The sequence below is a fragment of the Staphylococcus sp. EG-SA-18 genome, assembly GCF_017151825.1.
In the GTDB taxonomy this organism is placed as follows: domain Bacteria; phylum Bacillota; class Bacilli; order Staphylococcales; family Staphylococcaceae; genus Staphylococcus; species Staphylococcus aureus.
In genome coordinates this window covers 16550-35785 of the sequence record NZ_JACYVY010000087.1, presented here as the reverse complement: position 1 = coordinate 35785, position 19236 = coordinate 16550, and the positions used below count along the sequence as shown (strand labels likewise).

30 protein-coding genes and 1 pseudogene are annotated in these 19236 nt (G+C 33.4%); 30 read left to right on the top strand and 1 reads right to left on the bottom strand.

Annotation, left to right across the window (positions count from 1 at the left end):
- Positions 1 to 6: 6 nt before the first annotated feature.
- The 16 genes and pseudogenes from IDG66_RS13745 to IDG66_RS13670 all read left to right on the top strand — a co-directional run bounded on the left by IDG66_RS13745 (position 7) and on the right by IDG66_RS13670 (position 8881).
- Positions 7 to 564, top strand: a complete 558-nt coding sequence (locus tag IDG66_RS13745) for a DUF2815 family protein (protein ID WP_000645048.1) — start codon at positions 7 to 9, stop codon at positions 562 to 564.
- A 67-nt stretch (positions 565 to 631) separates the two neighbouring features.
- A pseudogene (locus tag IDG66_RS13740) lies at positions 632 to 2570 on the top strand (DNA polymerase).
- Between the two features lie 12 nt (positions 2571 to 2582).
- The gene (locus IDG66_RS13735) at positions 2583 to 2768 is read left to right on the top strand and encodes a DUF3113 family protein (RefSeq protein WP_001164629.1); all 186 of its coding nucleotides are present in this window, start codon (positions 2583 to 2585) and stop codon (positions 2766 to 2768) included.
- Entirely contained in the window at positions 2768 to 3169 is a 402-nt protein-coding gene (locus IDG66_RS13730) for an SA1788 family PVL leukocidin-associated protein (protein WP_000113974.1), read from the top strand. Before IDG66_RS13735 ends, IDG66_RS13730 begins: the two co-directional genes overlap by 1 nt.
- On the top strand, positions 3169 to 3426 hold the full coding sequence (locus IDG66_RS13725) for a DUF3310 domain-containing protein (RefSeq protein ID WP_000022728.1): 258 nt from the start codon (positions 3169 to 3171) through the stop codon (positions 3424 to 3426). The genes IDG66_RS13730 and IDG66_RS13725 overlap by 1 nt, the downstream gene beginning before the upstream one ends.
- 2 nt (positions 3427 to 3428) lie before the next feature.
- Positions 3429 to 3629, top strand: coding sequence for a hypothetical protein (locus IDG66_RS13720; RefSeq protein WP_000235324.1), 201 nt, complete (start codon positions 3429 to 3431; stop codon positions 3627 to 3629).
- Positions 3630 to 3643: 14 nt separating this feature from the next.
- A complete protein-coding gene (locus IDG66_RS13715; protein ID WP_117025188.1) occupies positions 3644 to 3886 on the top strand; it encodes an SAV1978 family virulence-associated passenger protein in 243 nt (80 codons plus the stop codon).
- A 14-nt stretch (positions 3887 to 3900) separates the two neighbouring features.
- Positions 3901 to 4149, top strand: coding sequence for a type II toxin-antitoxin system toxin HigB (gene higB, locus IDG66_RS13710; protein WP_001065039.1), 249 nt, complete (start codon positions 3901 to 3903; stop codon positions 4147 to 4149).
- Positions 4142 to 4678, top strand: a complete 537-nt coding sequence (locus tag IDG66_RS13705) for a dUTPase (RefSeq protein WP_000185671.1) — start codon at positions 4142 to 4144, stop codon at positions 4676 to 4678. Before higB ends, IDG66_RS13705 begins: the two co-directional genes overlap by 8 nt.
- Positions 4679 to 4714: 36 nt before the next feature.
- Positions 4715 to 4921 (top strand): DUF1381 domain-containing protein, encoded by a 207-nt coding sequence (locus IDG66_RS13700; protein ID WP_000195794.1) that lies wholly within the window; start codon positions 4715 to 4717, stop codon positions 4919 to 4921.
- Positions 4918 to 5121, top strand: coding sequence for a hypothetical protein (locus IDG66_RS13695; protein WP_000141180.1), 204 nt, complete (start codon positions 4918 to 4920; stop codon positions 5119 to 5121). Before IDG66_RS13700 ends, IDG66_RS13695 begins: the two co-directional genes overlap by 4 nt.
- A complete protein-coding gene (locus IDG66_RS13690; protein WP_000608275.1) occupies positions 5114 to 5350 on the top strand; it encodes a DUF7366 family protein in 237 nt (78 codons plus the stop codon). The genes IDG66_RS13695 and IDG66_RS13690 overlap by 8 nt, the downstream gene beginning before the upstream one ends.
- On the top strand, positions 5343 to 5729 hold the full coding sequence (locus IDG66_RS13685) for a hypothetical protein (protein WP_000592202.1): 387 nt from the start codon (positions 5343 to 5345) through the stop codon (positions 5727 to 5729). Before IDG66_RS13690 ends, IDG66_RS13685 begins: the two co-directional genes overlap by 8 nt.
- Positions 5726 to 5878, top strand: coding sequence for a transcriptional activator RinB (rinB, locus tag IDG66_RS13680; RefSeq protein ID WP_000595263.1), 153 nt, complete (start codon positions 5726 to 5728; stop codon positions 5876 to 5878). Before IDG66_RS13685 ends, rinB begins: the two co-directional genes overlap by 4 nt.
- Positions 5879 to 5945: 67 nt before the next feature.
- Entirely contained in the window at positions 5946 to 6146 is a 201-nt protein-coding gene (locus tag IDG66_RS13675; RefSeq protein WP_000265252.1) for a DUF1514 family protein, read from the top strand.
- Between the two features lie 287 nt (positions 6147 to 6433).
- Positions 6434 to 8881 carry a virulence-associated E family protein gene (locus IDG66_RS13670; RefSeq protein WP_000884870.1) on the top strand — a complete coding sequence of 816 codons (2448 nt, stop codon included), beginning with the start codon at positions 6434 to 6436 and terminating at the stop codon, positions 8879 to 8881.
- Between the two features lie 108 nt (positions 8882 to 8989).
- On the opposite strand, the gene IDG66_RS13665 is transcribed toward IDG66_RS13670, so the two are convergent.
- Positions 8990 to 9088, bottom strand: a complete 99-nt coding sequence (locus IDG66_RS13665) for a hypothetical protein (protein ID WP_078065666.1) — start codon at positions 9086 to 9088, stop codon at positions 8990 to 8992.
- A 133-nt stretch (positions 9089 to 9221) separates the two neighbouring features.
- On the opposite strand from IDG66_RS13665, the gene IDG66_RS13660 reads away from it, so the two are divergent.
- The 14 genes from IDG66_RS13660 (at position 9222) to IDG66_RS13595 (ending at position 19230) form a co-directional block, all read left to right on the top strand.
- A complete protein-coding gene (locus tag IDG66_RS13660; RefSeq protein WP_001548892.1) occupies positions 9222 to 9512 on the top strand; it encodes a VRR-NUC domain-containing protein in 291 nt (96 codons plus the stop codon).
- Positions 9493 to 10860 carry an SNF2-related protein gene (locus IDG66_RS13655; protein WP_001793488.1) on the top strand — a complete coding sequence of 456 codons (1368 nt, stop codon included), beginning with the start codon at positions 9493 to 9495 and terminating at the stop codon, positions 10858 to 10860. Before IDG66_RS13660 ends, IDG66_RS13655 begins: the two co-directional genes overlap by 20 nt.
- A 12-nt stretch (positions 10861 to 10872) precedes the next feature.
- On the top strand, positions 10873 to 11310 hold the full coding sequence (locus IDG66_RS13650) for a transcriptional regulator (RefSeq protein WP_000528512.1): 438 nt from the start codon (positions 10873 to 10875) through the stop codon (positions 11308 to 11310).
- Between the two features lie 156 nt (positions 11311 to 11466).
- The gene (locus IDG66_RS13645) at positions 11467 to 11781 is read left to right on the top strand and encodes an HNH endonuclease (protein WP_000160686.1); all 315 of its coding nucleotides are present in this window, start codon (positions 11467 to 11469) and stop codon (positions 11779 to 11781) included.
- Between the two features lie 126 nt (positions 11782 to 11907).
- Positions 11908 to 12213: a P27 family phage terminase small subunit gene (locus IDG66_RS13640; protein WP_000778933.1), complete on the top strand. Its 306-nt coding sequence runs from the start codon at positions 11908 to 11910 to the stop codon at positions 12211 to 12213.
- Positions 12203 to 13894, top strand: coding sequence for a terminase large subunit (locus IDG66_RS13635; protein ID WP_000153540.1), 1692 nt, complete (start codon positions 12203 to 12205; stop codon positions 13892 to 13894). Before IDG66_RS13640 ends, IDG66_RS13635 begins: the two co-directional genes overlap by 11 nt.
- Positions 13895 to 13898: 4 nt before the next feature.
- On the top strand, positions 13899 to 15137 hold the full coding sequence (locus tag IDG66_RS13630; protein ID WP_001100664.1) for a phage portal protein: 1239 nt from the start codon (positions 13899 to 13901) through the stop codon (positions 15135 to 15137).
- Entirely contained in the window at positions 15121 to 15894 is a 774-nt protein-coding gene (locus tag IDG66_RS13625; protein WP_000061866.1) for a head maturation protease, ClpP-related, read from the top strand. Before IDG66_RS13630 ends, IDG66_RS13625 begins: the two co-directional genes overlap by 17 nt.
- An 11-nt stretch (positions 15895 to 15905) precedes the next feature.
- Complete coding sequence (locus tag IDG66_RS13620) at positions 15906 to 17069, top strand: phage major capsid protein (protein WP_103143726.1); 1164 nt, start codon at positions 15906 to 15908, stop codon at positions 17067 to 17069.
- Positions 17070 to 17137: 68 nt separating this feature from the next.
- On the top strand, positions 17138 to 17416 hold the full coding sequence (locus tag IDG66_RS13615) for a head-tail connector protein (protein WP_000050973.1): 279 nt from the start codon (positions 17138 to 17140) through the stop codon (positions 17414 to 17416).
- An 11-nt stretch (positions 17417 to 17427) separates the two neighbouring features.
- A complete protein-coding gene (locus tag IDG66_RS13610) occupies positions 17428 to 17760 on the top strand; it encodes a hypothetical protein (protein ID WP_000395498.1) in 333 nt (110 codons plus the stop codon).
- Positions 17757 to 18158 carry a hypothetical protein gene (locus tag IDG66_RS13605; RefSeq protein ID WP_000110023.1) on the top strand — a complete coding sequence of 134 codons (402 nt, stop codon included), beginning with the start codon at positions 17757 to 17759 and terminating at the stop codon, positions 18156 to 18158. The genes IDG66_RS13610 and IDG66_RS13605 overlap by 4 nt, the downstream gene beginning before the upstream one ends.
- Positions 18159 to 18554 (top strand): DUF3168 domain-containing protein, encoded by a 396-nt coding sequence (locus IDG66_RS13600; protein ID WP_001023806.1) that lies wholly within the window; start codon positions 18159 to 18161, stop codon positions 18552 to 18554.
- Positions 18555 to 18588: 34 nt separating this feature from the next.
- Complete coding sequence (locus tag IDG66_RS13595) at positions 18589 to 19230, top strand: major tail protein (RefSeq protein ID WP_000807536.1); 642 nt, start codon at positions 18589 to 18591, stop codon at positions 19228 to 19230.
- The last annotated feature ends 6 nt before the right edge of the window (positions 19231 to 19236 follow it).

Here is a 19236-nt window from a genome sequence, read left to right as displayed (position 1 = left end):
ATAAACATGAAAGCAAAAGTATTAAATAAAACTAAAGTGATTACAGGAAAAGTAAGAGCATCATATGCACATATTTTTGAACCTCACAGTATGCAAGAAGGGCAAGAATCAAAGTATTCAATCAGTTTAATCATTCCTAAATCAGATACAAGTACGATAAAAGCCATTGAACAAGCTATAGAAGCTGCTAAAGAAGAAGGAAAAGTTAGTAAGTTTGGAGGCAAAGTTCCTGCAAATCTGAAACTTCCATTACGTGATGGAGATACTGAAAGAGAAGATGATGTCAATTATCAAGACGCTTATTTTATTAACGCATCAAGCAAACAAGCACCTGGTATTATTGACCAAAACAAAATTAGATTAACGGATTCTGGAACTGTTGTAAGTGGTGATTATATTAGAGCTTCAATTAATCTATTTCCTTTCAACACAAATGGTAATAAGGGTATCGCAGTTGGATTGAACAACATTCAACTTGTAGAAAAAGGCGAACCTCTTGGCGGTGCAAGTGCAGCAGAAGATGATTTCGATGAATTAGACACTGATGATGAGGATTTCTTATAAGTCAATAGGTGGGGTTTTAGCCCCACTTTAATTTTAAAGAAATTGAGGTGTCAAGAATTTGAGATTTATGAATACAGATATTGAAACATATAGCAGTAATGATATTTCGAAATGTGGTGCCTATAAATACACAGAAGCTGAAGATTTCGAAATTTTAATTATAGCTTATTCAATAGATGGTGGAGCGATTAGTGCGATTGACATGACTAAAGTAGATAATGAGCCTTTCCACGCTGATTTTGAGACGTTTAAAATTGCTCTTTTTGATCCTGCTGTAAAAAAGTATGCATTCAATGCTAATTTCGAAAGAACTTGTCTTGCTAAACATTTTAATAAACAGATGCCACCTGAAGAATGGATTTGCACAATGGTTAATTCAATGCGTATTGGCTTACCTGCTTCGCTTGATAAAGTTGGAGAAGTTTTAAGACTACAAAACCAAAAAGATAAAGCAGGTAAAAATTTAATTCGTTATTTCTCTATACCTTGTAAACCAACAAAAGTTAATGGAGGAAGAACAAGAAACTTGCCTGAACATGATCTTGAAAAATGGCAACAATTTATAGATTACTGTATTCGAGATGTAGAAGTAGAAATGACGATTGCTCATAAAATTAAAGACTTTCCAGTAACTGCAATTGAACAAGCATATTGGGTTTTTGACCAACATATAAACGACAGAGGTATTAAGCTTTCTAAATCATTGATGTTAGGAGCTAATGTGCTCGATAAGCAGAGTAAAGAAGAATTGCTTAATCAAGCTAAACATATAACAGGTTTAGAAAATCCTAATAGTCCTACACAATTATTGGCTTGGTTAAAGGATGACCAAGGATTAGATATACCTAATTTACAAAAGAAAACGGTTCAGGAGTACTTAAAAGAAGCAACAGGAAAAGCTAAAAAAATGCTAGAAATTAGATTGCAAATGTCTAAAACCAGTGTGAAAAAATACAACAAAATGCATGACATGATGTGCAGTGATGAACGGGTAAGAGGTCTGTTTCAATTTTACGGTGCCGGTAGGTAGAGGTGTACAACTTCAGAATTTAACAAAGCATTATATTTCAGATACTGAATTAGAAATAGCAAGAGATCTTATTAAAGAACAACGTTTTGACGATTTAGATTTATTACTCAATGTTCATCCTCAAGACTTATTAAGTCAATTAGTTAGGACGACATTTACTGCTGAAGAAGGTAATGAACTAGCAGTAAGTGATTTTTCTGCAATAGAGGCAAGAGTCATAGCATGGTATGCAAAAGAACAATGGCGTTTAGATGTGTTCAACACACACGGAAAGATATATGAAGCATCGGCTTCTCAAATGTTTAATGTCCCGGTAGAAAGCATAACTAAAGGCGACCCTCTCAGACAAAAGGGAAAAGTGTCCGAATTAGCTTTAGGTTATCAAGGTGGCGCTGGAGCTTTAAAAGCGATGGGCGCATTGGAAATGGGCATTGAAGAAAATGAATTACAAGGTTTAGTTGATAGTTGGCGTAACGCAAATCCTAACATAGTTAATTTTTGGAAGGCTTGCCAAGAGGCTGCAATTAATACTGTGAAATCCCGAAAGACGCATCATACGCATGGAGTTAGATTTTATATGAAAAAAGGTTTTCTAATGATTGAACTGCCTAGTGGAAGAGCTTTAGCTTATCCAAAAGCTTCAGTTGGTGAAAATAGTTGGGGTAGTCAAGTTGTTGAATTTATGGGCTTAGATCTTAACCGTAAATGGTCAAAGTTAAAAACGTATGGTGGGAAGTTAGTCGAGAATATTGTTCAAGCAACTGCAAGGGATTTACTTGCGATTTCTATAGCTAGGCTTGAAGCATCAGGTTTTAAAATAGTTGGACATGTCCATGATGAAGTAATTGTAGAAATACCTAGAGGTTCAAATGGACTTAAGGAAATCGAAACTATCATGAATAAGCCTGTCGATTGGGCAAAAGGATTGAATTTGAATAGTGACGGATTTACTTCTCCGTTTTATATGAAGGATTAGGAGTGTGATTGAATGCAACATCAAGCTTATATCAATGCTTCTGTTGACATTAGAATTCCTACAGAAGTCGAAAGTGTTAATTACAATCAGATTGATAAAGAAAAAGAGAATTTGGCGGACTATTTATTTAATAATCCAGGTGAACTATTAAAATATAACGTTATAAATATCAAGGTTTTAGATTTAGAGGTGGAATGATGGCTAGAAGAAAAGTTATAAGAGTGCGTATCAAAGGAAAACTAATGACATTGAGAGAAGTTTCAGAAAAATATCATATATCTCCAGAACTTCTTAGATACAGATACAAACATAAAATGCGCGGCGATGAATTATTGTGTGGAAGAAAAGACTCAAAATCTAAAGATGAAGTTGAATATATGAAGAGTCAAATAAAAGATGAAGAAAAAGAGAGAGAAAAAATCAGAAAAAAAGCGATTTTGAACCTATACCAACGAAATGTGAGAGCGGAATATGAAGAAGAAAGAAAGAGAAGATTGAGACCATGGCTTTATGATGGAACGCCTCAAAAACATTCACGTGATCCGTACTGGTTCGATGTCACTTATAACCAAATGTTCAAGAAATGGAGTGAAGCATAATGAGCATAATCAGTAACAGAAAAGTAGATATGAATGAAACACAAGACAATGTTAAACAACCTGCGCATTACACATACGGCGACATTGAAATTATAGATTTCATCGAACAAGTTACGGCACAGTATCCACCACAATTAGCATTCGCAATAGGTAATGCAATCAAATACTTGTCTAGAGCACCGTTAAAGAATGGTCATGAGGATTTAGCAAAGGCGAAGTTTTACGTCGATAGAGTGTTTGACTTGTGGGAGGGGTAACGATGGCAACGCAAAAACAAGTTGATTACGTAATGTCATTACAGGAGCAACTGGAATTAGAAGACTGCGAAAAATATACAGACGAACAAGTTAAAGCAATGAGTCATAAAGAAGTTAGCAATGTGATTGAGAACTATAAGACAAGCATAAGGAATGAAGAACTATATTACGAATGCATGTCGTTTGGACTGCCTAATTGTTAAAAGGAGTGACGACCATGACAGATAGCGCACGTAAAGAACGCTTAAACCAATTTTTCGGCTCTAAAAGATATCTGTATCAGGATAACGAACGAGTGGCACATACTCATGTAGTAAATGGCACGTATTACTTTCATAGGCATATCGTGCCAGGTTGGCAAAGCGTTAAAAAGACATTTGATACTGCTGAAGAGCTCGAAATATATATAAAGCAACATGGTTTGGAATACGAGGAACAGAAGCAACTAACTTTATTTTAGAGGAGATGGAAATGATGAATAACCGCGAACAAATTGAACAATCAATTATCAGTGCTAGTGCGTATAACGGCAATGACACAGAGGGATTACTAAAAGAGATTGAAGACGTGTATAAGAAAGCGCAAGCGTTTGATGAAATACTTGAAGGTTTACCTAATGCTATGCAAGATGCACTCAAAGAAGATATTGGTCTTGATGAAGCAGTAGGGATTATGACGGGGCAAGTGGTCTATAAATATGAGGAGGATCAGGAAAATGACTAATACATTAACAATTGATCAGTTACAAGAGTTATTACAAATACAAAAGGAGTTCGACGATAGAATACCAACGCTGAACTTACGAGATAGCAAAATAGCATATGTAGTTGAATTCTTTGAATGGTTTAATACATTGGAAACGTTTAAGAACTGGAAGAAGAAACCAGGTAAGCCGTTAGATGTTCAGTTAGATGAATTAGCGGACATGTTGGCGTTTGGATTGAGTATTGCGAATCAAGTAGGAGTGTCATCAGAAGAGATAAAAGAAGCGATTGAATCAAGTTTTAAAAATAGTGAATTTCACAACATGTTTAATTTTAAAGATAAAGAATTTGCTCAAGACGCAGTTGTTAGCACACCACAGATAATATTCAAAGAATTTTATCCTGACCAATTGGCAATTGTAATAGCGATAGACATAGCTTTCAACTTATATTCTATCGACCAGCTCATTGACGCATACAAAAAGAAAATGAAAAGGAATCATGAAAGACAAGATGGAACAGCAGACGCAGGAAAAGGATACGTGTAAAGACATCTTAGATCGAGTCAAGGAGGTTTTGGGGAAGTGACGCAATACTTAGTCACAACATTCAAAGATTCAACAGGACGCAAGCATACACACATAACTAAAGCTAAAAGCAATCAAAGGTTTACAGTTGTTGAGGCAGAGAGTAAAGAAGAAGCTGAGCGCAAATACGAGGCACAAGTTAAAAGAGATGCAGTTATTAAAGTGGGTCAGTTATTTGAAAATATAAGGGAGTGTGGGAAATGACGGAGGTTAAAATTAAAACTATTTCAGATAGAGTTTATTACACAACAACAGATCTAGCTTCTGACGATTATATTAATCTTGTTATGAATCTAGTGATTGAGGATTTTCTTCCGGTCAAAGATGTGTTCAACAATGAAGTATGGGTTAAAAGAGATGAGATTGAATCATTTACATTTATTAAGGAGGCAAACGATGATTAACATACCTAAAATGAAATTCCCGAAAAAGTACACTGAAATAATCAAAAAATATAAAAATAAAGCACCTGAAGAAAAGGCTAAGATTGAAGATGATTTTATTAAAGAAATTAAAGATAAAGACAGTGAATTTTACAGTCCTACGATGGCTAATATGAATGAATATGAATTAAGGGCTATGTTAAGAATGATGCCTAGTTTAATTGATACTGGAGATGACAATGATGATTAAAAAACTTAAAAATATGGATGGGTTCGACATCTTTATTGTTGGAATACTGTCATTATTCGGTATATTCGCATTGCTACTTGTTATCACATTGCCTATCTATACAGTGGCTAGTTACCAACACAAAGAATTACATCAAGGAACTATTACAGATAAATATAACAAGAGACAAGATAAAGAAGACAAGTTCTATATTGTATTAGACAACAAACAAGTCATTGAAAATTCCGACTTATTATTCAAAAAGAAATTTGATAGCGCAGATATACAAGCTAGGTTAAAAGTAGGCGATAAGGTAGAAGTTAAAACAATCGGTTATAGAATACACTTTTTAAATTTATATCCGGTCTTATACGAAGTAAAGAAGGTAGATAAACAATGATTAAACAAATACTAAGACTATTATTCTTACTAGCAATGTATGAGTTAGGTAAGTATGTAACTGAGCAAGTGTATATTATGATGACGGCTAATGATGATGTAGAGGCGCCGAGTGATTACGAAAAAATCAGAGCTGAAGTTTCATGGTAATAGCTATTATCATTTTTGAATTAATTATATTAATGTGTTTAGCAATAGCACTGGAGGTGTTGTAAATATGTGGATTGTCATTTCAATCGTTTTAGCTATATTTTTATTGATCTTGTTAAGTAGCATTTCTCATAAGATGAAAACCATAGAAGCATTGGAGTATATGAATTCTTATCTTTTCAAGCAGTTAGTAAAAAATAATGGTGTTGAAGGTTTAGAAGATTATGAAAATGAAGTTGAACGAATTAGAAAAAGATTCAAAAGCTAAAGAGGGGGCTAAAGCCCTCTCCAGGATTAAAAGAAGCGGATATTTTTTATTTCGTTTTTGTAAATTAAAACTAATTTATGTGAAATTGTCTTTGAAGTCTTGATAATTAAGAAGGTTGAATTTTCTGAGATTATATTAGTTACGGGAAAGGCTTTTCCTGAGTGCAATAAAATTAAAGTTCTCAAGTTTTCATTTTCGTATTTATCATAAATGATTTCGCGTAAAGTTTTCAAAATTTGTCACCTCTTTAATTTTATTAAATTAATTATACAAGAAAGGAGCCGAATATGTTAGACAAAGTCACTCAAATAGAAACAATTAAATATGATCGTGATGTCTCATATTCTTATGCTGCTAGTCGTTTATCCACATATTGGACTAATCACAATATGGCTTGGTCTGACTTTATGCAGAAGCTAGCACAAACAGTTAGAACTAAAGAAGATTTAACTGAGTACAATAAAATGTCTAAGTCTGAACAAGCAGATATAAAAGATGTTGGCGGATTTGTCGGTGGATATTTAAAAGAAGGCAAACGACGTGCTGGTCAAGTCATGAATCGTTCAATGCTAACACTTGATATCGATTATGCTGCTCAAGATATGACTGACATATTATCTATGTTTTATGATTTTGCATATTGTTTATATTCAACACATAAGCATAGAGAGATAAGTCCAAGACTGCGTTTAGTGATTCCTTTAAAACGAAATGTAAATGCAGATGAGTATGAAGCTATTGGGCGTAAAGTCGCAGATATCGTTGGCATGGATTACTTCGATGATACAACTTATCAACCACATAGGTTAATGTATTGGCCTTCAACTAGCAATGATGCAGAATTTTTCTTTACCTATGAAGATTTACCTTTGTTAGATCCAGATAAAATATTAAATGAATATGTTGATTGGACTGACACATTAGAATGGCCAACGTCTTCAAAGGAAGAGAGTAAGACTAAAAGATTAGCAGATAAGCAAGGTGACCCAGAAGAAAAGCCGGGAATTGTTGGCGCATTTTGTAGAGCCTATACGATAGAAGAAGCTATATCAACTTTTATTCCTGACTTATACGAAAAACATTCTACTAACCGTTATACCTATCATGAAGGTTCAACTGCAGGTGGATTGGTGTTATACGAAAATAACAAGTTTGCCTATTCTCATCATAATACGGATCCCGTTAGCGGTATGCTTGTGAACAGTTTTGATTTAGTACGCATACACTTATATGGTGCTCAAGATGAAGACGCTAAAACAGATACTCCGGTTAATCGACTACCTAGTTATAAAGCAATGCAGCAAAGAGCGCAAAATGATGAAGTTGTTAAAAAGCAATTAATTAACGACAAAATGTCTGATGCAATGCAGGATTTCGATGAAATAGTAAATAGCGATGATGCATGGTCTGAGACGTTAGAAATTACTTCGAAAGGTACTTTCAAAGCTAGTATCCCAAATATAGAAATTATATTGCGTAATGATCCAAATTTAAAAGGAAAAATAGCATTTAATGAATTTACAAAACAAATTGAATGCTTAGGGAAAGTGCCATGGAATACTAATTTTAAGACACGTCAATGGCAAGACGGTGATGATAGCAGTTTAAGAAGTTATATCGAAAAGATTTATGACATACACCATTCAGGTAAAACAAAAGATGCCATTATAAGCGTAGCAATGCAAAATGCTTATCATCCAGTAAGGGATTATCTAAATAAAATATCGTGGGATGGACATAAACGTCTTGAAAAGTTATTTATCAAATACTTAGGTGTTGAAGATACTGAAGTGAATAGAACAACTACCAAAAAAGCATTGACTGCTGGAATTGCTCGAGTAATGGAGCCTGGATGTAAATTTGACTATATGCTTACACTTTATGGTCCTCAAGGTGTAGGTAAATCTGCTTTGCTAAAAAAATTAGGTGGTGCATGGTTTTCTGACAGTTTAGTTTCTGTTACAGGTAAAGAAGCCTATGAGGCCTTACAAGGCGTTTGGCTAATGGAAATGGCAGAACTTGCAGCTACAAGAAAAGCTGAAGTTGAAGCTATTAAGCATTTCATATCTAAACAAGTTGACCGGTTTCGTGTTGCTTATGGACATTATATTGAAGATTTTCCAAGGCAATGTATTTTCATTGGTACAACTAATAAAGTTGATTTCTTAAGAGATGAAACTGGTGGAAGACGTTTTTGGCCAATGACTGTAAATCCAGAGAGAGTTGAAGTGAACTGGTCTAAACTAACCAAAGAAGAGATCGACCAAATTTGGGCAGAAGCTAAATATTATTATGAACAAGGAGAAGAGTTATTCCTCAACCCTGAACTAGAAGAAGAAATGCGTTCAATACAAAGCAAACATACTGAGGAATCTCCATATACAGGCATTATTGATGAATATCTTAACACACCAATTCCTAGCAATTGGGATGACTTAACTATCTTTGAACGAAGACGATTTTATCAAGGTGATGTTGATATGTTACCAACAGGAAATGTAGATTACGTTGAAAGAAATAAGGTCTGTGCGCTTGAAGTGTTTGTTGAATGTTTTGGTAAAGATAAGGGAGATAGTAGAGGATCTATGGAAATTAGAAAGATTTCAAACATCTTAAGACAATTAGACAATTGGTCTGTATATGATGGTAATAAAAGTGGGAAAATTCGATTTGGAAAAGATTATGGTGTACAGATAGCTTATGTAAGAGATGAAAGTTTAGAAGATTTAATATAATAAATATTGAATAAATATACATTTTAGAGTGTTGTATCAGATGTTGCATCATTTTTTGAGTGATGCAACACGTGAGTGTAAAAAGTAATCGTAGGTGTTGCATCATTTTTAGTGATGCAACATTGATGCAACAAATGATGCAACACCTCTTTCCCTTCTCGCTGTAAGGTTCAACCCTGTTTGTTTCCAATGTTGCATCAAATTCACTATAAAGTTTAAAAAGTAGTGTTAGGGAGTAAAGAGGTATAGGGGTAACCCTCTAACAGCTATTTTTAAAAGTTTGGCAAGAATTGATGCAACATCGGAACACAAATATAAATTTTGTATACAAGGTGAATATATGAAAGAATCGACATTAGAAAAATATTTAGTGAAAGAGATATCAAAGCTAAACGGTTTATGTTTAAAATGGGTTGCACCTGGAACAAGAGGTGTGCCAGATAGAATTATTATTATGCCAGAAGGAAAAACATATTTTGTAGAAATGAAGCAAGAAAAAGGAAAGTTGCATCCTTTACAAAAATATGTGCATAGACAATTTGAAAATAGAGATCATAAAGTATATGTGTTATGGAATAAAGAACAAGTAAATACTTTTATCAGAATGGTAGGTGGAACATTTGGCGATTGACTTCAAACCACATAGCTATCAAAAGTATGCAATAGATAAAGTGATAGATAATGAGAAATACGGTCTGTTTTTAGATATGGGTCTAGGGAAAACAGTATCAACACTTACAGCATTTAGTGAATTGCAGTTGTTAGACACTAAAAAAATGTTAGTTATAGCACCTAAACAAGTTGCTAAAGATACATGGGTTGATGAAGTTGATAAGTGGAACCATTTAAATCATCTGAAAGTGTCTTTAGTTTTAGGAACACCTAAAGAAAGAAATGATGCATTAAACACAGAGGCTGATATCTATGTAACCAATAAAGAAAATACTAAATGGTTATGTGATCAATATAAAAAAGAATGGCCATTTGACATGGTTGTGATTGATGAACTGTCTACATTTAAAAGTCCTAAGAGTCAAAGGTTTAAATCTATTAAAAAGAAATTACCACTCATTAATAGATTTATAGGATTAACAGGAACACCTAGTCCAAATAGTTTACAGGATTTATGGGCTCAAGTTTATTTGATAGACAGAGGTGAAAGACTTGAGTCTTCATTCAGTCGTTATCGAGAAAGGTACTTTAAACCAACTCATCAAGTTAGCGAACATATTTTTAAGTGGGAGCTAAGAGACGGATCTGAAGAAAAGATATATAAACAAATAGAAGATATATGTTTAAGCATGAAAGCGAAAGATTATCTGGATATGCCTGACAGAGTTGATACTAAACAAACAGTAGTCTTATCAGAAAAAGAAAGAAAAGTATATGAAGAATTAGAAAAAAACTATATTTTAGAATCGGAAGAAGAAGGAACAGTTGTAGCTCAAAATGGGGCATCATTAAGTCAGAAACTACTTCAACTATCTAACGGCGCAGTTTATACAGATGAGGAAGATGTAAGACTTATACATGATAAGAAGTTAGATAAGTTAGAGGAAATTATAGAGGAGTCTCAAGGCCAACCAATACTATTGTTTTATAACTTCAAACACGATAAAGAAAGAATACTTCAAAGGTTTAAGGAAGCAACCACATTAGAGGATTCAAACTATAAAGAACGTTGGAACAGTGGAGACATTAAGTTGCTTATAGCACATCCAGCAAGTGCAGGACATGGATTAAACTTACAACAAGGTGGGCACATTATTGTTTGGTTTGGACTTACATGGTCCTTGGAATTATACCAACAAGCAAATGCTAGATTATACAGACAAGGACAAAATCATACGACTATTATTCATCATATCATGACCGATAACACAATAGATCAAAGAGTATATAAAGCTTTACAAAATAAAGAACTAACGCAAGAAGAATTAATGAAAGCTATTAAAGCAAGAATAGCTAAGCATAAGTAATGGAGGTCTAACATGGGGAACACAATATATGATATCAAGCCAGGAACATTTAAATATATTGAATCAGAAATATATAATTTAAATGAGAACAAGAAAGAAATAAAAAGATTGAGGTTGGAAATACTTAATCCAACGAAGGAACAAGATTCCAATATTGTATATGGACCATTACAAAAAGGCGAACCAGTTAGAACAACTGAACTAATGGCAACTAGATTATTAACTAATAAGATGTTACGAAACCTTGAAGAAATGGTCGAAGCAGTTGAGAGTGAATACTTAAAGTTGCCTGAAGATCATAAGAAAGTAATAAGGCTCAAGTATTGGAATAAAGAAAAGAAGTTAAAGATGGAACAGATAGGACATGAATGCCATATGCATCGTAATACTGTTACTACTATACGAAAGAACTTTGTTAAAGCGGTAGCGTATCATGCAGGTATCAAATAACATTGTGCAAAGATTGTGCAAAAGGCCTACAAATCTGTAGTAATATGATAGTATCGGAAAGATGTATAAAGTTATCTAAAAGTTATACGACACAAGTACACGAGGCACATCGCTATGCGGTGTGTCTTTTGTTATGCAATCAAAGAGGTGTAAGAGATGACCAAGCACAATAACATTTATAAGCATGGTCGTAAGTCATATCAATACGATTGGTTCTATCATTCAAAAGCATGGAAGAAGTTAAGGGAGATAGCATTAGATAGAGATAATCATCTTTGTCAAATGTGTTTACGCGAAGATATTGTAACAGATGCAAACATAGTGCATCACATTATTTATGTTGATGAAGATTTTAACAAAGCTTTAGAATTAGATAATCTAATGTCAGTTTGTTATGGCTGTCATAACAAAATTCATGCAAATGGTAATGACAAAAGTAATCTTAAGAAAATTAGAGTTCTAAAAATTTAAATAAAAAAACATTTAAATAAAATTTTATAGCCCCCTGCCCATTGGCTTAAAATGTTTTTTCGCCGGGTACCGGCGGGGGCCCTTCGCTTGCAACGCGGATAAACTTTTATGAAAGGGGGTCTTTATATGAAATTAACAAAAAAACAGCTGAAAGAATATATAGAGGATTATAAAAAATCTGATGACATATTAATTAATTTGTATATAGAAACGTATGAATTTTATTGTCGGTTAAGAGATGAACTTAAAAATAGTGATTTGATGATAGAGCATACAAACAAGGCTGGTGCGAGCAATATTGTTAAGAATCCATTAAGCATAGAACTGACAAAAACAGTTCAAACACTAAATAACTTACTCAAGTCTATGGGTTTAACTGCAGCACAAAGAAAAAAGATAGTTCAAGAAGAAGGTGGATTCGGTGACTATTAAAGTTTTAAATGAACCTTCACCAAAACTATTAACAACATGGTATGCAGAGCAAGTCACTCAAGGGAAAATAAAAACAAGCAAATATGTTAAAAAAGAATGTGAGAGACACCTTAGATATCTAGAAAATGGAGGTAAATGGGTATTTGATGAAGAATTAGCGCACCGTCCTATTCGATTCATAGAAAAGTTTTGTAAACCTTCCAAAGGATCTAAACGTCAACTTGTATTACAACCATGGCAACATTTTATTATTGGCAGTTTGTTTGGTTGGGTTCATAAAGAAACAAAACTGCGCAGGTTTAAAGAAGCTTTGATATTTATGGGGCGAAAAAATGGTAAAACAACTACTATATCTGGTGTTGCTAACTATGCTGTTTCTCAAGATGGAGAAAACGGCGCTGAAATCCATCTTTTAGCAAACGTAATGAAACAAGCTAGAATATTATTCGATGAATCTAAGGCGATGATAAAAGCTAGCCCAAAGCTTGATAAAAATTTCAGAACATTAAGAGATGAAATCCATTATGACGCAACGATATCAAAAATTATGCCCCAAGCATCAGATAGCGATAAGTTAGATGGATTGAATACACACATGGGGATTTTTGATGAAATTCATGAATTTAAAGACTATAAATTGATTTCAGTTATAAAAAACTCAAGAGCTGCAAGGTTACAACCTCTTCTCATCTACATTACGACAGCAGGGTATCAATTAGATGGTCCACTTGTTGATATGGTAGAAGCGGGAAGAGACACCTTAGATCAAATCATAGAAGACGAAAGAACTTTTTATTATTTAGCATCTTTGGATGATGACGATGATATTAATGATTCGTCGAACTGGATAAAAGCAAATCCCAACTTAGGTGTCTCTATAAATTTAGATGAGATGAAAGAAGAGTGGGAAAAAGCTAAGAGAACACCAGCTGAACGTGGAGATTTTATAACCAAAAGGTTTAATATCTTTGCTAATAATGACGAGATGAGTTTTATTGATTACCCAACACTCCAAAAAAATAATGAAATTGTTTCTTTAGAAGAGCTGGAAGGCAGACCATGCACGATTGGTTATGATTTATCAGAAACAGAGGACTTTACAGCCGCGTGTGCTACTTTTGCGTTAGATAATGGTAAAGTTGCAGTTTTATCGCATTCATGGATTCCTAAGCACAAAGTTGAATATTCTAACGAAAAAATACCCTATAGAGAATGGGAAGAAGATGGCTTATTAACAGTGCAAGATAAGCCTTATATTGACTACCAAGATGTTTTAAATTGGATAATTAAGATGAATGAGCATTATGTAGTAGAAAAAATTACTTATGATAGAGCGAACGCATTCAAACTAAATCAAGAGTTAAAAAATTACGGGTTTGAAACGGAAGAAACAAGACAAGGAGCTTTGACCTTGAGCCCTGCATTGAAGGATTTAAAAGAAATGTTTTTAGATGGGAAAATAATATTTAATAATAATCCTTTAATGAAATGGTATATCAATAATGTTCAGTTGAAACTAGACAGAAACGGAAACTGGTTGCCGTCTAAGCAAAGCAGATATCGTAAAATAGATGGCTTTGCAGCATTTTTAAACACATATACAGATATTATGAATAAAGTTGTTTCTGACAAGGGTGAAGGAAACATAGAATTTATTAGTATTAAAGATATAATGCGTTAAGGAGGTGAATGTTATCGCAAAAGAGAATATTGTCACACGCATAAAGAAAAAATTGATAGACAATTGGATTGATCAGTCAGCTTCTAAGCTTTATGACTTTAGCCCATGGAAAAATAAATCTTTTTGGGGTGTAATCAATAATACGCTTGAAACTAATGAAACGATATTTTCAGCTATTACAAAGTTATCTAATTCGATGGCTAGTTTGCCCTTGAAAATGTATGAAGATTATAAAGTAGTTAATACAGAAGTATCTGATTTACTTACAGTGTCACCGAATAATTCTCTGAGCAGTTTTGATTTTATTAATCAAATTGAAACAATCAGAAATGAAAAAGGTAATGCATATGTGCTAATTGAACGAGACATCTATCATCAACCATCAAAGCTTTTCTTATTAAATCCAGATGTTGTTGAAATGTTAATTGAAAACCAATCACGTGAACTTTATTATTCCATTCATGCTGCAACTGGAAATAAATTGATTGTTCATAATATGGACATGTTGCATTTTAAACACATCGTGGCATCTAATATGGTGCAAGGCATTAGTCCGATTGATGTGTTGAAGAATACAACTGATTTTGATAATGCAGTAAGAACCTTTAATCTTACAGAAATGCAAAAACCTGATTCTTTCATGCTTAAATATGGTTCCAATGTAGGTAAAGAAAAAAGGCAGCAAGTGTTAGAAGATTTCAAACAGTACTATGAAGAAAACGGTGGAATATTATTCCAAGAGCCTGGTGTTGAAATCGAACCGTTACCTAAAAAATATGTCTCTGAAGATATAGTGGCAAGCGAGAATTTAACAAGAGAAAGAGTAGCTAACGTTTTTCAATTGCCCTCAGTATTCTTAAATGCAAGATCAAATACAAATTTCGCGAAAAATGAAGAGTTAAACAGATTTTACTTGCAGCATACCTTATTGCCAATCGTCAAACAGTATGAAGAAGAATTTAATCGGAAACTACTTACTAAAACAGACAGAGAAAAAAATAGGTATTTTAAATTTAACGTTAAATCTTATTTAAGGGCTGATAGTGCAACACAAGCAGAAGTGTACTTTAAAGCAGTTCGTAGTGGTTACTACACTATAAATGACATTAGAGAGTGGGAAGATTTACCACCAGTTGAAGGTGGAGATAAGCCGCTAATAAGCGGTGATTTATACCCAATTGACACGCCACTTGAATTAAGAAAATCTTTGAAAGGTGGTGATAAAAATGTCAATGAAAGCTAAGTATTTTCAAATGAAAAGAAAATCAAAAAGTAAAGGTGAAATATTTATTTATGGTGATATTGTAAGTGATAAATGGTTTGAAAGTGATGTAACTGCTACAGATTTCAAAAATAAACTAGATGAACTAGGAGACATCAGTGAAATAGATGTTCATATAAATTCATCTGGAGGCAGTGTATTTGAAGGGCATGCAATATACAATATGCTAAAAATGCATCCTGCAAAAATTAATATCTATGTCGATGCCTTAGCGGCATCAATTGCTAGTGTTATCGCTATGAGTGGTGACACTATTTTTATGCACAAAAATAGTTTTTTAATGATTCATAATTCATGGGTTATGACTGTAGGTAATGCAGAAGAATTAAGAAAGACAGCGGATTTACTTGAAAAAACAGATGCTGTTAGTAATTCAGCTTATTTAGATAAAGCAAAAGATTTAGATCAAGAACACTTAAAACAGATGTTAGATGCAGAAACTTGGCTTACTGCAGAAGAAGCCTTGTCTTTCGGCTTGATAGATGAAATTTTAGGAGCTAATGAAATAGCTGCTAGTATCTCTAAAGAGCAATATAAGCGTTTCGAGAACGTCCCAGAAGATTTAAAGAAAGATGTAGACAAAATCACTAAAATTGATGATGTAGATACATCTGAATTGGTTGAAACACCTAAAGAAAGTATGTCACTAGAAGAAAAAGAAAAAAGAGAAAAAATTAAACGCGAATGCGAAATTTTAAAAATGACAATGAATTATTAGGAGGAAATGAAATGCCGACATTATATGAATTAAAACAATCCTTAGGTATGATTGGACAACAATTAAAAAATAAAAATGATGAATTGAGTCAGAAAGCAACAGATCCAAATATTGATATGGAAGACATCAAACAACTAGAAACAGAAAAAGCAGGTTTACAACAAAGATTTAACATTGTTGAAAGACAAGTGCAAGACATTGAAGAGAAAGAAAAAGCGAAAGTTAAAGATAAAGGAGAAGCTTATCAATCTTTAAGTGATAATGAGAAGATGGTTAAAGCTAAGGCAGAGTTTTATCGTCACGCGATTTTACCAAATGAATTTGAAAAACCTTCAATGGAGGCACAACGTTTATTACACGCTTTACCAACAGGAAATGATTCAGGTGGAGATAAGCTCTTACCAAAAACACTTTCTAAAGAAATTGTTTCAGAACCATTTGCTAAAAACCAATTACGTGAAAAAGCTCGTCTAACTAACATTAAAGGTTTAGAGATTCCAAGAGTTTCATACACTTTAGACGATGATGATTTCATTACAGACGTAGAAACAGCAAAAGAATTAAAAGCAAAAGGTGATACAGTCAAGTTCACTACTAATAAATTCAAAGTATTTGCTGCAATTTCAGATACTGTAATTCATGGATCAGATGTAGATTTAGTAAACTGGGTTGAAAACGCACTACAATCAGGATTAGCAGCTAAAGAGCGTAAAGATGCCTTAGCAGTAAGTCCTAAATCTGGATTAGAACACATGTCATTTTATAATGGATCTGTTAAAGAAGTTGAGGGAGCAGACATGTATGATGCTATTATTAACGCTTTAGCAGATTTACATGAAGATTATCGTGATAACGCAACAATTTATATGCGATATGCAGATTATGTCAAAATTATTAGTGTTCTTTCAAATGGAACAACAAATTTCTTTGACACACCAGCAGAAAAAGTATTTGGCAAACCAGTAGTATTTACAGATGCAGCAGTTAAACCTATTGTGGGAGATTTCAATTATTTTGGAATTAACTATGATGGAACAACTTATGACACTGATAAATATGTTAAAAAAGGCGAATATTTGTTTGTATTAACAGCATGGTATGATCAGCAACGTACATTAGACAGTGCATTCAGAATTGCAAAAGCAAAAGAAAATACAGGTCCATTACCCAGCTAAGCCCCAAAAGGTTAATGTAACAGCTAAGGCTAAATCAGCTGTAATATCAGCCGAATAGGGGTGATGAAATGAGTTTAGAAGAAATTAAATTGTGGTTGAGAATTGACTATAATTTCGAAAATGATTTAATTGAAGGTCTCATTCAATCGGCTAAGTCTGAATTACTATTAAGTGGGGTTCCAGATTATGACAAAGATGACTTGGAATACCCGCTTTTTTGTACAGCGATTAAATATATCATTGCAAGAGATTATGAAAGTCGTGGATACTCAAATGACCAATCTAGAAGCAAGGTGTTTAATGAAAAAGGATTGCAAAAAATGATTTTGAAATTAAAAAAGTGGTAGGTGATTTTTAAATGGAATTTAATGAATTTAAAGATCGCGCGTATTTTTTTCAATATATAAACAAAGGACCATATCCAGATGAAGAGGAAAAAATGAAATTGTATAGTTGCTTTTGTAAAATTTATAATCCTTCTATGAAAGATAGAGAAATTTTAAAAGCGACTGAATCAAAATCAGGATTAACCATAATTGTCAGGTCTTCTAAAACTGAATATCTACCACAAACAAATCACTTAGTTAAAATTGACAGTGCATTATATTCCGATAAATTATTCAACATTGTAGAAATAAGAATTGATACACCAGATATTGGCTATAATACAGTGGTTTTATCAGAAAAATGAGTGTAGAAATTAAAGGGATACCTGAAGTGTTGAATAAATTAGAATCGGTATACGGTAAACAAGCAATGCAGGCTAAGAGTGATAAAGCTTTAAATGAAGCATCTGAATTTTTTATAAAGGCTTTAAAGAAAGAGTTCGAGAGCTTTAAAGATACGGGTGCCAGTATAGAAGAAATGACTAAATCTAAGCCTTATACAAAAGTTGGCAGTCAAGAAAGGGCTGTTTTAATTGAATGGGTAGGCCCTATGAATCGCAAAAACATTATTCACTTGAATGAACATGGTTATACAAGAGATGGAAAAAAATATACACCAAGAGGTTTTGGAGTTATTGCAAAAACATTAGCTGCTAGCGAACGTAAGTATAGAGAAATTATAAAAAAGGAGTTGGCCAGATAAATGAATATATTAAACACCATAAAAGGAATTTTATTATCTGATGCAGAGCTCAAAACACATATAAATTCTAGAATATACTATTACAAAGTCACTGAAAACGCTGAAACTTCCAAACCCTTTGTTGTTATTACACCTGTTTATGATTTGCCTTCAGACTTTATGTCTGATAAATATCTCAGTGAAGAATACTTAATTCAAATAGATGTAGAATCTTCAAATAATCAGAAAACAATTGATATAACAAAACGAATAAGATACCTGTTATATCAACAAAATTTAATTCAAGCATCTAGTCAGTTAGATGCTTATTTTGAAGAAACTAAACGTTATGTGATGTCGAGACGATATCAAGGCATACCCAAAAATATATATTATAAAAATCAGCGCATCGAATAGGTGTGCTTTTTAATTTTTAAGGAGGAAATAAGCAATGGCAGAAGGACAAGGTTCTTATAAAGTAGGTTTTAAAAGATTATACGTTGGAGTTTTTAACCCAGAAGCAACAAAAGTAGTTAAACGCATGACATGGGAAGATGAAAAAGGTGGTACAGTTGACCTAAATATCACAGGTTTAGCACCAGATTTAGTAGATATGTTTGCATCTAACAAACGTGTATGGATGAAAAAACAAGGTACTAATGAAGTTAAGTCTGACATGAGTATTTTCAATATTCCAAGTGATGATTTAAACACAGTTATTGGACGTACTAAAGATAAAAATGGTACATCTTGGGTAGGAGAGAATACAAGAGCACCGTATGTAACAGTAATTGGCGAATCGGAAGATGGTTTAACAGGTCAGCCGGTATATGTAGCCTTACTTAAAGGTACTTTTAGTTTAGATTCAATTGAATTTAAAACACGAGGTGAAAAAGCAGAAGCCCCAGAACCTACAAAATTAACAGGTGACTGGATGAATAGAAAAGTTGATGTTGATGGAACGTCACAAGGTATTGTATACGGTTATCATGAAGGTAAAGAAGGAGAAGCAGAATTCTTCAAAAAAGTATTCGTTGGATACACGGACAGTGAAGATCATTCAGAGGATTCTGCAGGTTCGTTACCCAGCTAATCCCCA